This window comes from Bacillus sp. BR3(2024) (assembly GCF_039134555.1).
GTDB classification, from domain to species: Bacteria; Bacillota; Bacilli; order Bacillales; family Bacillaceae_G; genus Bacillus_A; species Bacillus_A cereus.
On the sequence record NZ_CP152438.1, the window covers coordinates 207,956 to 222,671 of the forward strand.

Consider the following 14,716-nt stretch of genomic DNA (forward strand, 5'->3'; position numbering starts at 1 on the left):
CCCTTATATTTTGAAAAAACTTTTTCAAAATATAAGGGATTCTTTTTATTTTTTTCGAATCTAAATTGAGTAATTCATATAAATAAGCCTCTTCGCAAAATAAAAATTTACGTGTTGAGGAGAAAATTTATGTTTATAGAGTTTGTTGTTGTTTATTATTACGATTCGATAGGAATTTATCTAATGAAATAGAGTGGCTGTTATTTACTACAAAAAATAAAGAAACAGCCAATAATAATAAATCAAATTCATACCCTCCTATAAATCCTTGATCAAATTTCACAGTAATAATGGCTCCGGCTATAAGTAAAGAAAATAAGGTTGAAATAATTCGTGTACCAAGCCCCAGAATAACTAAAATTCCACCCACTAGTTCAAGAATTGCTACTGGATATGCAAGCCAATCGAATATTCCTAGGCTGTTGAAGAAATTTTCCGTATTATGAATGCCATCTTGAAATTTTGTTAGTCCATGAGCAAAAAAAGTTAACCCCAATACTAATCTAATAATGAAAAAACTTAACTCATTTTTGTTTGACAATTGATATTCCCCCATTCAGTGATTTTGAAGTACGATTAGCCATAGATTTTTCCCTTTCCTTATTCTAATGATCTATATATGATATAGAATCAAAAAACAGTATATTTTTTTGTTTTTTAACTTTACTACTTGATCACTTTTTGTTTATAGGAATAAGGTTCTATCCCTTTAATATCCATTTCAATATCCTGAAGTACTGTATTGTTAATAGATCCTTCAATTATTCCAAATGTTTTATTTAGGATGTGACCGGCACTTTTAAACCCAACATAATGTCCACGAACCATACGTGGAAAACATGCACCAAACATGCCTTGTACTGTTATAATTGATTGGAAATGTAGAACTTCAGTAATTAATGTTCCTATCATTGCTATTTTGATTTTACTATTTGGAGGCACTTTAATAGAATGTTCAATTGAAGGAGAGATATGAATTGATTTTGAATTACTTTCGCCTACAAAAGTCGAAATATTAAATTCATTACCCGACTGAAATTTACCTGCAATGATGAGATCTGATTTTAAAGTTAAACCTGTAATAGATTTCGAAGTCCAAGATTGTATATTTACCCATTGTTCTTCTATGGTCACTACAATCTCTTTTTCTTCATTATTAGGATTACATACAAATTGTTCCTTTAGGGTTATTTCATTTTTCGAAGGTTTTTCAGGATCTCGAAATATAAAAGGTCCCAGCATTTTATAACAAGCATGATCATAACGTTCAGTAATAGCAGGCTTATTATGAATTGGAAACGTCTCATTATTTACTGAAATTTCATCAGGAAGTATTCCATAAAGATCTTTAAACGCATCCATTATGGAGTCGGTAGTTGAATCTAATGAATCTAGATCTGAAAAAGATAATTTTTCTTGTATAATCATACTAATGCTCCTTACCTATTTGTGTATTTTATTTGTTTGATCGTGGTTAAAAGACAATTAAAATATGAAGAAGAGATAAACTAATAGTTTGACAGATAGAATAATTAATAACTTTTGAGAATAAATTCCATTTTATGCCGTGGGATTCCTATCAATTAATACTCGTTAGAAATTTATAAAGATTTGATTGAATTTTAGGAAAATAGAGGTTGTTATTGAAAATCTAACTAAGGATAAAGTTATGGAACGCATCAATAAACGGATTACTAAGGATGAAAAATAAAGGATAAATAGCAGAGAGATGAATACGAACGAAAGAAAACTTGTGGATCATAAAGAATTTAAGAGCTAGAGGTGTAAATAACAGCACAGATAAGGTTGAAGAAACGTACAAAAAGTTTACCTATACCAACCTTTAGCTAAATGATAAAAGCCCTGCAGGGGATGCAGGGCAAGACTAAGGGTATTGAAGAATTGTCGATTCTAAAAGTAAAGGACTTCTTGGAATGTTTTAAGTTTAACACATAAAATATTAAAACTTTATATAGAGATGTTACAAAAATATGAATATAAAAAAATCTAATAAATATTATGAAAAAGTTGATAATCTATAGAAGCTAAAAGGGATTATGTTTGTAATGGTGTCTTTATAGAGTTAATAGGGCAGGCTTTTGTTTGTCTTAATATTCGGGAATCTAGTAGAATTCCCCAACTAATAGGCAGGTTCCTGGGTATTACGAAGCGTGTAAGCATCAAAAAAGCCCGTACAGAAGCACAGGCCGGTTGATACACATATCGGTAACTAAATATTAACAGAAATACTTAGTAAGTACTATCGAAAAAATAAAAAACTGCTTTTCACCTAAGACAGTTTGAAGAAAACACATATAATAAAGCACTTATATTATACCAAATGTTTTCTCCTACCTTAAATTAAGGAGGAATGTGGAAATGATTGAGAATCCAGTGTTAATTGACAATCATCATGTTTCATCAGCCGATAATTCTATTGGAAATTGCGAAAGGTGTTCTCAAGAGTTTTATTAAGGTAATGAGTATTTTTACTTTGATGGTGTTTATATACATAACTCAACGGAATGAGTTGACAAAACAAAATTGAAGCTGAAATTCAAATTATGAAGAGTTTAGTTAAATGATATAAACAAAGTAAAGAACCTAATGCTGTATTTCGATGTTTTTTATGAACGCCAAGGAAAATCTACTATACACTAAGGAATAGTAATAAAAAGATGATACCAATAAAAATGTATACAAACAAAAAGAATCCTAATAGGGGTAATTCTTTATGAAAGTTGAGCATGACAAACCTCCTTGGATATATAGAATATTTTAATATATTGTTGTTCTATTTAAAAAGGAAAAAATAACTTGGTACATTGGATTAGAGGATATCTATATAAATAGGTAGAATCTAATTATTTGGTTCATATTTTAATCCAAGGGGTACAAATTCGATGCGACATGAAAAGGATTTGTTGAAACAATGGAAGGCGGATTTGCAAGCTATTCAAGAAGAGAAAAGGCTGAAGAAAAAGGCTAAGAAAAAGAATAAGAAATATAGCATTCCGGGTAAAACTGCTGACTTCATGGATGGCAAGAATACTTATCGTAAAGATAATGGGGTATGGAAGCAAAGAAATAAATAATGTGAGGATAAATAAGTTTGATCAAGCTTATAGCAATTATCGGAGGCGCTGCCGTGATTTGGGAGGCGTCTTGTTTGTTTTTAAGGAAAGATAATAAAACAAACAAATACAATGAACGAAAAAATACCTGAGACTATTGCCACAGGTAGGCTTGTACATTAATAAAAACAATTTTATTAATGTACTATTTTGAATGTAGATTTAATTCAGTAAGATTCGAAACTATAATGCCATGATTTGAAAATGAGCTCAAGAGTGTTTGTAAATTCATGCCGCTCTATAATCTTTGTTTTTAATCTTTTTTCTAATATCTATAAATCCTATAATCATTATTGTTATGCATATTAACTTGAGCCAACGAACCTCCTGATGGAATATTAGGCCAGAGAAGAATTCATAAGCGAATAATAAACCGACAATTGGGAATAGCCAAGTCATAAATTTCAAATCTTTTAGATGAAACTTATAATTATTAATCTTTTTCCACATATGAATCAACTCCTATTTTCCTAATGTTTTGTAGTTTTTCTTTCTAATATCTCGCATGTTTAGGATAAAGAATAGAAGGAAAATCAAGGCTATGATTCCGTTAACCCAGTAGTATGTATGTCCTGCTATGAATCCAGTATAGAAAGAAAAGGAATTCCAAACTAAAAGGATTGTTGAACAGATAGTAGAGATCAATAATGAACCAAAAGTCCTCATGATTGTCACCTCGATTCAAAATGTAAGTAGTTAATTATAATTATACATTTAAATAAATAGATCCAAAAGGGTAGGATATAATAAAATAATATAAAGGAATCACTGTGAGGCGAGAAATATGGATAGGTAGCGAATCCGCTGGTTTTTTTATTTTAAATAGAAAAAGGAATCTCGAAAGATCCCTTTTTCTAATTCCGATATATCTTAATCGCATATAAGTAAAGACATGAAATATTATATAACAATAAAAAAATATAAACAATAAGTATTTTAGTTAACATAAGGAGGATTTATACAAATTACTTCCTATTAGTACAGAGAGTGGTGGGTGATATGAAAGGAAAGAGAATACGTATCGAAAAAGTGCATGAGGTAAACAATAGCACTCAAAATAATGATGATGTGTGGATTTGGTCTTAATTTGATTAATAATACCAGAATCAAAACAGTAAGATGTTCTTATGTTATAAAAGCTATACTGAAGTGAGTATGGATTATAATATTCATTTCAATTAAACAAAGGAGAGGAGTCTATTCTATGACTTCTCTCCTTTGCTTTATTCAAACTTTGTTTGAGTCTATGTATATGACCATATTTAAGCAAAAATAGCTTTTAAAATCGACACTTTGTTTGTAGTAAATAATACATAATTTTGTTTTACAGTTCTAATTAATATACGGTCAGTTGTCCCATATGCTGTTCCAATACGGATTGCAGTTGGTTCTTCAACTCCCGCATAGGTAGCATCTTCGGTAACCTCAAGCACATCACTTAATGGGATCGTAACCTCCGCCAATTGCCATGAAATTATTAACTCTTCTTTTGTTTTTTTTACATCAATACCTAGCATTATACCAAGACCCTTCTATAATAGAATGCTACACTTCATATCTTATTATACAAATTCTTAAATTATTTTTCTACATGTATGAATAGAACTGATATTTTAAAGGTGTCAACAGAATGGAGGATATACTATCAATCTATTAAGTAATACGCTATGAAGAAAAGTTCACAAAGAATTAATATGGATATGACATGGTTACAGTATGATGAATGAGTAATAGTAGGCGTTGCAGGAAGGAAATGAATGATGAGACTTAAATTAGTAGGAACCTTAACTTGTATAGTAGTAATATTAGGTATCTTTATAGTTTACACTAATATATCTATTGGTAAAGAACCATATAAGACAAACCATGAAACTAGTGAAAACTCCATAAATAATGAAAAAAATAGAAAGCAAAATGGAGCTTCAAGTAAGATAGCAAGCTCTTTTGCTAGTATACAGGCTGTAGTAAATAAGGAATATGGTTTACCCGAAAACTATAAGCCAGAGGATTTAGTTGTACCCAATGTACCCTTCTCATTTAGTGGAACGGTAGAAAAGAGTCACCTTCGTAAAGAGGCAGCGGAAGCGTTAGAAAAACTATTTCTTTTAGCTAGGCAAGATGGTATACAGTTGAATGCTGTTTCAGGATTTCGTTCCTATGAATATCAAAAAGGCCTGTATGCCAGCAATGTCAAAAAGAATGGGCAAGAGCATACGGATCGCTTCTCGGCAAAGCCAGGGCACAGTGAACATAAAACAGGCTTAACTATGGATGTTTCTTCTAAAAGTGCAAACAATGAATTAGAGCTAGCCTTTGCCAATACGAAGGAAGGGAAATGGTTGAAAGATAACGCACATCGTGCAGGGTTTATCATTCGTTACCCAAAAGGTAAGGAAAGTATAACAGGTTATGCATATGAACCTTGGCATATTCGTTATGTAGGAGATATCTCTGACAATATATATCAAGAAAAGCTAACTCTAGAAGAATATATGAATCTGAAAAAATAAAGAATTATTGGCATATATCATGTAAGTGCGAATGCAGATGTACTGATTCGCACTTACATGAAGCAGAAAGCACACAGAATGAGGTTACACTGAGTGAATATAGTAGGGAGGAATGTTGCTTAAAAAAAGGCAAAGGTATTTACAATAACATACTTTTAACCAGTTTACATAACACATCTCATAGATATTTGTAAAAAACAAGTGAATAAATCTCAAAATGAAAAGAATACTTATATCATTGAGACAGAAAGAGAAATTTAGTAGTGATATTTTAAAATCTGCATTTAAATAATATTTAGCGGAATGCTCAGCTAAATCAAGTACAATAAAAAGAATTAAAGGAAATGCTCTATTTCGACATCACAACAATTAAATTTTGTAAAATACACCATCTATTTAGTCTTAAGGAGTTAAAGTTAACTGTTTTGTATTAAAATGTTATACACTGGCTATGTCCTATAAGCAACTATTTAATCAATATCAATATCAATATTAATATGTATAGCTGAATGTATCTGAAACTAAAAGATATTTGTACTGATGAAAGGTAAGGTATATGATACCTTTATAAAAGTGGGAAAACAAACACTTATAACTTCGCACGAAATACCAATTTTACGAACAATAAGATATATAATTAAAAATCTAATACAGTATTTAGGGATTTCGAGCTCGATAGCATGAATCTCTGTATATTGGTATGTGTCTATATAATTCATGCTTTATATAGAAATCATAAACTGCTAAGTTAGTTATTAATATTTTTTATGGTAGATTACATTTTAATTTATAAGATTTTTTCTTAAGTTGATCTAATTAACCCCTCATAATCATGATTAAATTAGCCAATTCATGTTAGATAACGAATTTTGAACTGTTTTCATATATTGATTTTTTGTATGAATTTATATAAAAAATTGTTTTATTTTACTTACATTTATATGTAGTTTTTACACTAATTTTTATGGTCTTATACAAATTTATCACTTAGTTAGCTATAATTTTCATTTGACTAACTACACTATATCATTCAATTTTGTGTATATTTTAGTATTTCATAATTTAATTATGTAAATAAGTTTGTGTAAAAATTGAATTTAACGCGAACTTGTGTTCGATTCTGTTTTCTGTTATATTATATATGAGGTGATTTTTATGGACTACAGCAAGCAACGTCAAAAATCCGTACATCGTAAAAAATTATACGAAAATCTAAACGAAATGCCCTTTTACATAGAAGAATTTGTGGAGTACAAAGAATTGCATGACGCCTCTCCCTCCACCCTACTGAATTATGTATATGATTTTAGAGTCTTCTTTAATTGGCTATTATCTGAACAAGTTATTGAATTAAAACCCATTAAAGACATATCCTTCGCTGATTTGGAGAATTTAAAGAAAAAAGATGTTGAGAACTTTATGAGATTTCTAAAACTACAACAGAACATGCAGAATTCTTCTGTTAACAGGAAAATTTCAGCCTTAAAATCCTTATTTAAATACCTTACCTCCCTATCAGAGAATGAAGATGGAGAATGTTATTTTTATAGAAATGTAATGGCTAAAATCGAAATACATAAAGATAAAGAAACATTAAATGCTCGTGCAAAACGTATGAGATCTAAAATATTTCATAATAATGATGATCAAGAGTTTTTAAATTACGTTAAGTATGAGCACGAAAAATCTTTAACAAAACATCAGTTGTTCTATTTCCTAAGAGATAAAGATCGCGACGTAGCAATCCTCTCGCTTTTTCTTGGCAGTGGCATTCGTGTAAGTGAATTGGCGGATCTTCGTATGGAAGATATAAACTTAAAAGAAAGACTCATTGATGTAATACGAAAAGGAAACAAAGAAGATTCTGTATGGATTACCCCAATTGCATTAAATGATCTTGAAAAATATATGGAAATTCGAGATAACAAATATGCTCCAGGGAAAGAATTGAAAAATGTGTTTCTATCAAAATATAAACATACTGCACAGCCTCTTTCAGTTAGGGCTATCCAAGATATAGTAGAAAAATATACTAAAGCTTATGGAAAAAGAATGTCTCCTCATAAATTAAGACATACATTGGCAAATAAATTATATATGGAAGAGAAAGACTCATTACAAGTCATGCAGCAACTTGGACATACGAGTCAAGATACAGCTTTGCTATATACACAACTTGGGGAAACAACTATTAAAGATAGTTTAGGCAGAATAGGAAAGAATAAGGAATAAAAGTTCAGCAATTTTGCATTGTTGAACTTTTATTTTTTTACATACTTACGTTAGCTTTAAAAGCTATTTATTATTCGTTTTAAATTTGATTTTATTATGTAAAAAATACATAATTTGAATCCTTCTATAATTGGTATATAAAGACTCTCTCTTGTGGATTATAAATGAAAATTTTAGATTACTACAATTGTTGGTTACTTTAATACTCATAATAAAACTAAATACTCGTTTATTCTCAATATGTTGTACGTTAACACTTTTTTTAAAACATAAACCAGAGGAGATTCATACTATTTAGTAACAAAGTAAAATTGAATTTATCAAGGATAAACCATTTAACAATTAGTTTGCAGCACTGAATGATTTACAAAAGAATCCCCATCGATACACTACGAATAAAAATAATCAGCTAATCGAGGGAATATAATTATTTTTATTTAATTCGCACTTGTACTTCTTGTTCTTGTATTACTTGAATGATTAACTCCAATACAATATTTTGTATTAACTGATGCTCATTATCATGAAGTGTACTTTGTTCTGATATGTATTGAATACATTGATATATATACCCTTCTACCAATAAGCTCCCTTTTTCAACTGTAAGTGTATTTTGCCCATTCTTTTTTACCTTTGGTATTAAAAATTCGTTTTTTGTCAAAATAATCTCCTGTTCAACCTCTTTTATTCCTATGACTTTTTCTTTAAATACAACCTTTTCTCGTAAACTAATTTCACCTTTATATCTTCCTATTTCTATTGGTAGTTTCGCTGTAATAAAATTATTTACGTCTTCCCCATTTTCACTCTCTAATATTATACTGTGAATAGGAATCCATGAAGATGCCTCTACCTTATTCTCTTCTTTATTCCCTTTATTTTTTTTGTTATATAATTCAAAATGAACTCTCTTCTCATGAAGATTTAAAGAAACTAATTTACAATAACTATCCGAATGATATTGTTGCACTGTATTTAATAACTTACAATCTAATTCACGCCCTTCTACACCTTTTTCATTCCTAAATACAAATGCTTCTTGATTTTTTACATTTATTTTTGGAAATATTTTAAAACTAGTTACTTCTGAAAAAATAGAAAATGGAGTTTTGACCACCAGTGAGCGTATTAAAGGCCCTATTTGTGATCCAGACGCTTGACCTTCTTTCTCTAATTTTGATGCTACATCTTCTTCCTTTAATTCAGGTGGTACTTCTTCTTTTTCACCTCTTTTTTCGTGTAAATTATCTTGTATATTCAGGTTTTTATACTTGTAAATTTCATCCCATATTCCCTTACCAATCCATGGATTTTTCATCACCATCCCCCCGTCTGATGAAATTCAAAAAATTTGTTTTTTTGTATGTGACCATTTCATCATTATATATGTTGTATAAAAATAAAAAGAAATTGTCTTTATTAAAAAGACAATTTCTTTTTATTTTTATAGTGCTACTTGTACTTGTTGTACTTGTAAAACTTTTAAAGTAAGATCTAGTACAATTTTTTCACGAAGCGTATCAAATGGTTCGTTTAGGTCTGTAGAACAAGGTGAAAAGTCTAATTCAAAAAATTGAGCGCTTACTAATTCACAATATGGTTGTTCGTTATAAAAAACTGCATTTTCAAAGAAATATTTGTCTAGACGTGGTAAATCACCGTTTTTAGGATTTATAAAATGAGAAGTAGTGTCCGAAGAAGAAGCTACTAAAGCTAATGATAGAAAATCACCTTCTGTCAGATCTGCAAAACCAGAAAATGGAACATTTGCAATACGATCATATAGAACTCCATTACATTCGTTATTTGCATATTCAATATTTTTACGAATATAGCCTTGTACAAATAATTTTGCTCTTGTAACTCGTCGGTAAGGTGTACCTGGTACTGGTACGAATGCTACAGGCACTAACTTACATTGTGTTAAAAATACGTTTTTTAAGATGCGTTTAATTTCGACTGCTGGAGGATCTAATGAAATATCGGACTCTACAACAATTTGAAGTGTTCTTTCAGCTAATACAACTGGAATCTTTACAATGGGTGCTCCTGGAGTAACAATTGGTGTTGCAGTCTCATCACTTAATGGTGTTTGGGTTTGTCCTTCTACCTGACATGGTACATTAATTGGACATTGTTCGCTCATGTTTTATGCTCCTCTTTTTATAAGATTTTAGAGTTTATGAAATTTTCAAACTCATAGTACCTGTATATGTCTTTCTTCTATTAATGTTTGGGTTCTATAGTAGTCTCTTTAATCATTATCATTAAGTTGGTATAATTTAATCATTTTTATTGAAAATTCAGAAAACTAACATTTTTAGACAGATACTAGATTATAGTAATTAAAAAGCTGACTAAAATTATTTTCAGTTTTTTAGCTTGCGAAGCTGAAGCTTCAATGTACTTAGAACCTTTCACCGTTTTTATCATTGACCAGGCTTTCTTTAATTCTTGCCAAGATGTTTCGATTACTTGGTTTAATTCATCATTTTTACCAATTTTCATCGTGTTCCCATTTGTTGATTTTCTTTTTAAATATTCTACCGTGTTCTTTATTATGGCGATCCACACAGATTGTTTCGAGATTATCTATATCAAGTGCAAGCTCTTTGATATGATGAACAACTAGTTGTATCTTCTTACACTGGGCACTCTCATTGTACTCATTCGTATCAAAACGAACCCGACCATTACGTTTACATTCTGGATATTCATAGTTGTCACATTTCTTTACTTGTTCACGTATACTATTCCCGTCACCACTGTCATAGAACTTACGCTTCTGTTGTTTAGTTTTATATTCATTCATCTGTCTTTACACAGCGTATTCGATTCCCTCTATCTCTTTCCAATAAATCTTTTATTGGCGTTTGTGTGAGATATTCTACAGAATAAAACATCGGCTTCTGTTCATATAACTTATAATATTTGAATTAATTAACATCAATCCCAGACTTCTTGTACGCTTTCTCATGAGGTTTAATGTATTTGATATATGCTTTTTTATCAATAGGTATAAGACCGTGTGCAGCAATCTTACCGTTTAATACACTTTCCAATTATCCTCATTCCTCTCTTAATTTTCTCCAAAATATAAAGCACCCAATTATGGATGCTTAGATATACTTTAGACGTATCTTCATTCTTTTTTATTAAATTGTGATCTATGTCTTTTAATGTCAACTCTTGGTGTTTTACTCTTTCAGACTAACAGCACATATTAATTACATGTAACCTTTTCAAACTACACCAATGCATACTATCCTACACTTAATTACAGAAATTAATATCCTTAAGCTTTTGCAATTAAATAAAATTAAATTGGTCTTGGGCTCCCTGTTCCTGGCGTTGAATTAAACGTAGTAATTACCCATTGATCTATTCTTCTAGGAAAACTCTCCATTGCATAGAAAGGAGCGTAATCCTTTGGTGCCCATCCTCCATTTATAACTTTCATTCCAGGCGCATTTAAAAAAGCAACAAGATATTCGTCTGTATTAATATCATAGCCTGTCCATCTAAATGATATAAAACCATTTCCAAGGTCGGTTTGTGACGCTGAACCAGGTGATAACTGAATTTCTCTTCTTGTAGATCGTTCATCTTTATATTTAGTACCAGGATTTGAATATAGATGGTAATCCTGTTCAACAGTCGACATATCATTTTGGTAATACTGGCAATCAGAGTTCACACTTGAAACAGAGTTTTGATACAAATTATAATTAGATTTATTTCGTCTATACGTACGCTCACTCATACCAATTTTGTTATAAACCATGTAATCAAAGACTTCTTCATCTTCTAAATATCGTTTTACAATAATATCCCTTTGGTTTTTACTAAAACGACTTAATGCCTTATCAATTTGAAAAGATAAACGTTGTAGTTTCACTTCTCTTTCACTCATACAACATTTGCTAAAGCAATATCTTCAGCTGGCTTCCCTACTATATTTGTTGGACCGTGATATCTTACCTCGCTAGATGCTGTAACCTTCATCTCATGTCTAAGCATCCCAAGTTGTCTATAAATAGGAACATTTTCAAGAAACTCTTCTAAACGAGTCTGCGTTGCTTTGCGATCAATTTTAGGTGAAAAAGTTAATTGCACCATATATAAAAATACCCCTTATATATTTTGTTAATAAAAACAAAATAGCGGACACCAAACTACAGAGCAATATCACTAATGCTCTTATAGTTCGATGTCCGCTGGTTCTTCCAGTAGGACTAAATGTTTAATTTGGATTATTATATCATTTTCTCATATTTTAGTAACCTTTTATTAGAAAAGGATTATTTTGTTAAAAAATTTATTTCGATTTATAATCGCTATCTTTTTCTTTAATTTTCCAGTAAAATCAAATGTAAATATTTTAATTATATAGGAGAAAGCAATGAAACATAACATCAATCTATGGTCCTTTATTTTTTCTTTTATTTGCATTGGTTTATTCCTCTTATATCTTGAAATGGGTTCGATAGCCTCATCTGAAACGAAATTGTTTATTATGAATTCGCTACCTGTCCATCCTTTATTTTTTTTACTAGTTTTAACAATAGGAACTTTTTTTGCTGGTATGAAAGGCTTTTCTAAAATAGATAATTGGGTTGCTATGCTTAGAAGCATAGCGACAGTTCTACTAACACTTTTATTATCAGTGTTTTTAACACTAACTTTAATCGTTGGCTATGCATTAAGTTAAACGTCATTCTTTGTGTTTAAAACTCAATATCTCGTCAATAATGTAGACACATGGTTATCTTTCTCCGATTTCCTTATAAGATCAGTTAGCTTTTGCTAGCTGATCTTTTATTTTCAAATCATTGCTGTCATTACCACTGGCGGCCCATTGGTTCCGTATTTCATAATTTTAGAGATTGATTTTAATTGCTGAATTCCTTCTTTTTCATTACGTTCACCTGGGATAATTACTGACGAACAATATAACGGTTGAACTGAGTCGCTATATGGAGACTCTTCAGATAAATAAAACTGCGCGACCATAGGAAGATCTTCTCGTTTACATATTTTTAGGATTCGTTACAATAAAGGTGCAATTTCCTCATCGTATACTTTCTCTTTATCGTACATATCAATCCATTCCCCTTTTATACAAAATGAAATTTTTATGCTAATTTCTTTCGTCCCTCACAATCCAATTCAATTTCATAAGTACATGGTCTAAAATGCCTATTTGTTTATTAACACCCTCTCTATATTCCTCGCTATGGATTCTTGAAAGACCATTTTGGATCCGTTTTACCTAGATTTTCTACATTCTAAATCAATGATAAGCTGATTAACTTCTTCAGGTTTCAATCTGCACATCCTTTTCTACAAAGTGAAGTTTTTGTTATACTCTCTCTCAAAACCCACAATATGTTAATATATACATAGATTAACAACATTTATCATTTAGACATTTAAGAAAGGATGATAAAATGGTTATTTTTCAATGGTTAGAATCATGGTTATCTAGTGACATTCTTCATTTTAATTTATTTGTAGGTATAACAACCTTTCTTACTCTAGCATCTGTCATCTTATTCTCTATAACATTTAAGAAAATAGGTACCAACGACACAGAAAGACTTAGAATCAAGCTCCAAATCTCTTATACAATGTGTACTTCACTACTTGTCTTTTTAGCCCTCTTTATTCTGTGGATGCCTACAAATACTATCTATTCCAGACAGTATCTCATCATGATAATCTCCATCTCACTTCTTTTGGGATCAATATCTGGCCTGTACAATTATAGAAAAGAAGCACTCACACAGAGTTAAACTCTTTTTTAGAACTCGTTGCAGTTAGCGGGTTCTTTTTTTATAAAATAGCGTTTTTGTTAAGTACCTGTAGTTAGATTTTCTCCCCACTTTACCAGGTCTTCAACTGTTGCATGTAGTGCCCCATCACCTGTATGTTCCCAAGGACTTTCATAGATTTTATATGATCCTTGCTCATTCTTCGAATACCCACTAGTAATTGGTACAGTAGTTGGGTAGTAATCTATAATTGTTGTGTCTCTCATATGTAAAGGATCAAAAATACGATCCTTTGTAAACTGACGTAGAGACTTGCCGCTTACCTTCTCTACCACTTGTGATAATAAAAAATATCCTGTATTGCTATACTCAAATTTTGTACCAGCTGCGAACCTTGCAATTTGTTGACTATTAAGGTGGTTTAGCGATTCTTTCACAGTTAATGAATCAGTAAATTTAATATTTACTGATTCAGCTAATGCCATATAATCAACTAGTCCACCAGTATGATGAATTAGATGTTTCAATGTTACAGGTTCAGCATATGTTCCTATAAAAGGGACGAACCTTACAATTGAATCATCTAAACTCAATCTTCCCTCTTGTTCTAAGAGTAATATAGAAAATGCAATGAATTGTTTAGAAACTGAGGCAATATTAAAAATATTTTTTTGTAGTTATAGGTAAATTTTTCTCTATAGAAGCTAAGCCAACCGTACCTTTATAAGTTACCCCGCTATCAACACTAGCAATATATGCAAAGCCAGGAGCTTTTGGTGAAAACTTGTTAAATAATTGTTTAATCAATGTATGTGACTTTTCATTATATGAATTATTCATCTCAATCTCGTACCCCTTCCATTAAATAATTCAAAATAGATTACCCTATTATCTTTCTCATATTGAATTCAATTAACCTTCATATCGAATGTTTGATATGGGGAAAATCTCAAGTTATCTCATTTTAGTTTCCGAGGAAACTAAAATAGAGTATAATTATATTTGCACAATAGATATCGTTTACAAATCCATTGTGCAAATTCTTGTATTAGCTCTTAATTAAATA

Annotated in this window: 13 protein-coding genes and 4 pseudogenes; 4 read left to right on the top strand and 13 right to left on the bottom strand. The window is 30.6% G+C overall.

Annotation, left to right across the window (positions count from 1 at the left end; translation table 11 throughout):
• Positions 1-133 precede the first annotated feature (133 nt).
• Entirely contained in the window at positions 134-541 is a 408-nt protein-coding gene (locus V7S45_RS28440; RefSeq protein WP_025687804.1) for a DoxX family protein, read from the bottom strand.
• Between the two features lie 125 nt (positions 542-666).
• The gene (locus V7S45_RS28445; RefSeq protein ID WP_088346608.1) at positions 667-1,428 is read right to left on the bottom strand and encodes a hydralysin-2; all 762 of its coding nucleotides are present in this window, start codon (positions 1,426-1,428) and stop codon (positions 667-669) included.
• A gap of 1,475 nt (positions 1,429-2,903) precedes the next feature.
• Here V7S45_RS28445 and V7S45_RS28450 point away from each other — a divergent pair.
• Positions 2,904-3,095 carry a hypothetical protein gene (locus V7S45_RS28450; RefSeq protein ID WP_088346606.1) on the top strand — a complete coding sequence of 64 codons (192 nt, stop codon included), beginning with the start codon at positions 2,904-2,906 and terminating at the stop codon, positions 3,093-3,095.
• A gap of 267 nt (positions 3,096-3,362) precedes the next feature.
• On the opposite strand, the gene V7S45_RS28455 is transcribed toward V7S45_RS28450, so the two are convergent.
• The 3 genes from V7S45_RS28455 to V7S45_RS28465 form a co-directional block, all read right to left on the bottom strand.
• On the bottom strand, positions 3,363-3,584 hold the full coding sequence (locus V7S45_RS28455) for a hypothetical protein (protein ID WP_025688918.1): 222 nt from the start codon (positions 3,582-3,584) through the stop codon (positions 3,363-3,365).
• 12 nt (positions 3,585-3,596) lie between these two features.
• A complete protein-coding gene (locus tag V7S45_RS28460; protein WP_088346604.1) occupies positions 3,597-3,800 on the bottom strand; it encodes a hypothetical protein in 204 nt (67 codons plus the stop codon).
• A 596-nt stretch (positions 3,801-4,396) separates the two neighbouring features.
• A complete protein-coding gene (locus tag V7S45_RS28465) occupies positions 4,397-4,651 on the bottom strand; it encodes a hypothetical protein (protein ID WP_088346602.1) in 255 nt (84 codons plus the stop codon).
• 243 nt (positions 4,652-4,894) lie between these two features.
• Between V7S45_RS28465 and V7S45_RS28470 the strand changes: the two genes are divergently transcribed.
• Together V7S45_RS28470 and xerS are read left to right on the top strand one after the other, a co-directional pair.
• Complete coding sequence (locus V7S45_RS28470; RefSeq protein WP_342762166.1) at positions 4,895-5,644, top strand: M15 family metallopeptidase; 750 nt, start codon at positions 4,895-4,897, stop codon at positions 5,642-5,644.
• A gap of 1,155 nt (positions 5,645-6,799) precedes the next feature.
• A complete protein-coding gene (gene xerS / locus V7S45_RS28475; protein WP_000386619.1) occupies positions 6,800-7,876 on the top strand; it encodes a tyrosine recombinase XerS in 1,077 nt (358 codons plus the stop codon).
• A gap of 433 nt (positions 7,877-8,309) precedes the next feature.
• On the opposite strand, the gene V7S45_RS28480 is transcribed toward xerS, so the two are convergent.
• The 6 genes and pseudogenes from V7S45_RS28480 to V7S45_RS28505 form a co-directional block, all read right to left on the bottom strand.
• A complete protein-coding gene (locus V7S45_RS28480) occupies positions 8,310-9,194 on the bottom strand; it encodes a BC_2427 family protein (RefSeq protein WP_025687811.1) in 885 nt (294 codons plus the stop codon).
• A 126-nt stretch (positions 9,195-9,320) separates the two neighbouring features.
• Positions 9,321-10,022, bottom strand: coding sequence for a CsxC family protein (locus V7S45_RS28485; protein WP_001294996.1), 702 nt, complete (start codon positions 10,020-10,022; stop codon positions 9,321-9,323).
• 224 nt (positions 10,023-10,246) lie between these two features.
• A pseudogene (locus V7S45_RS28490) lies at positions 10,247-10,366 on the bottom strand (head-tail adaptor protein); the annotation flags it as partial.
• Between the two features lie 4 nt (positions 10,367-10,370).
• Positions 10,371-10,688: a hypothetical protein gene (locus V7S45_RS28495; protein ID WP_025687812.1), complete on the bottom strand. Its 318-nt coding sequence runs from the start codon at positions 10,686-10,688 to the stop codon at positions 10,371-10,373.
• Positions 10,681-10,938, bottom strand: a pseudogene (locus tag V7S45_RS28500) (hydrolase). The gene V7S45_RS28495 and the pseudogene V7S45_RS28500 overlap by 8 nt, the downstream one beginning before the upstream one ends.
• Before the next feature lie 665 nt (positions 10,939-11,603).
• Positions 11,604-11,995: pseudogene (locus tag V7S45_RS28505) on the bottom strand (ArpU family phage packaging/lysis transcriptional regulator); the annotation flags it as partial.
• 283 nt (positions 11,996-12,278) lie between these two features.
• Here V7S45_RS28505 and V7S45_RS28510 point away from each other — a divergent pair.
• The gene (locus V7S45_RS28510; RefSeq protein WP_080470023.1) at positions 12,279-12,587 is read left to right on the top strand and encodes a hypothetical protein; all 309 of its coding nucleotides are present in this window, start codon (positions 12,279-12,281) and stop codon (positions 12,585-12,587) included.
• 113 nt (positions 12,588-12,700) lie between these two features.
• Here V7S45_RS28510 and V7S45_RS28515 read toward each other — a convergent pair whose 3' ends face one another.
• Positions 12,701-12,889, bottom strand: a complete 189-nt coding sequence (locus V7S45_RS28515; RefSeq protein WP_088344725.1) for a hypothetical protein — start codon at positions 12,887-12,889, stop codon at positions 12,701-12,703.
• Between the two features lie 844 nt (positions 12,890-13,733).
• A pseudogene (locus tag V7S45_RS28520) lies at positions 13,734-14,490 on the bottom strand (serine hydrolase domain-containing protein); the annotation flags it as partial.
• Positions 14,491-14,716: the final 226 nt, after the last annotated feature.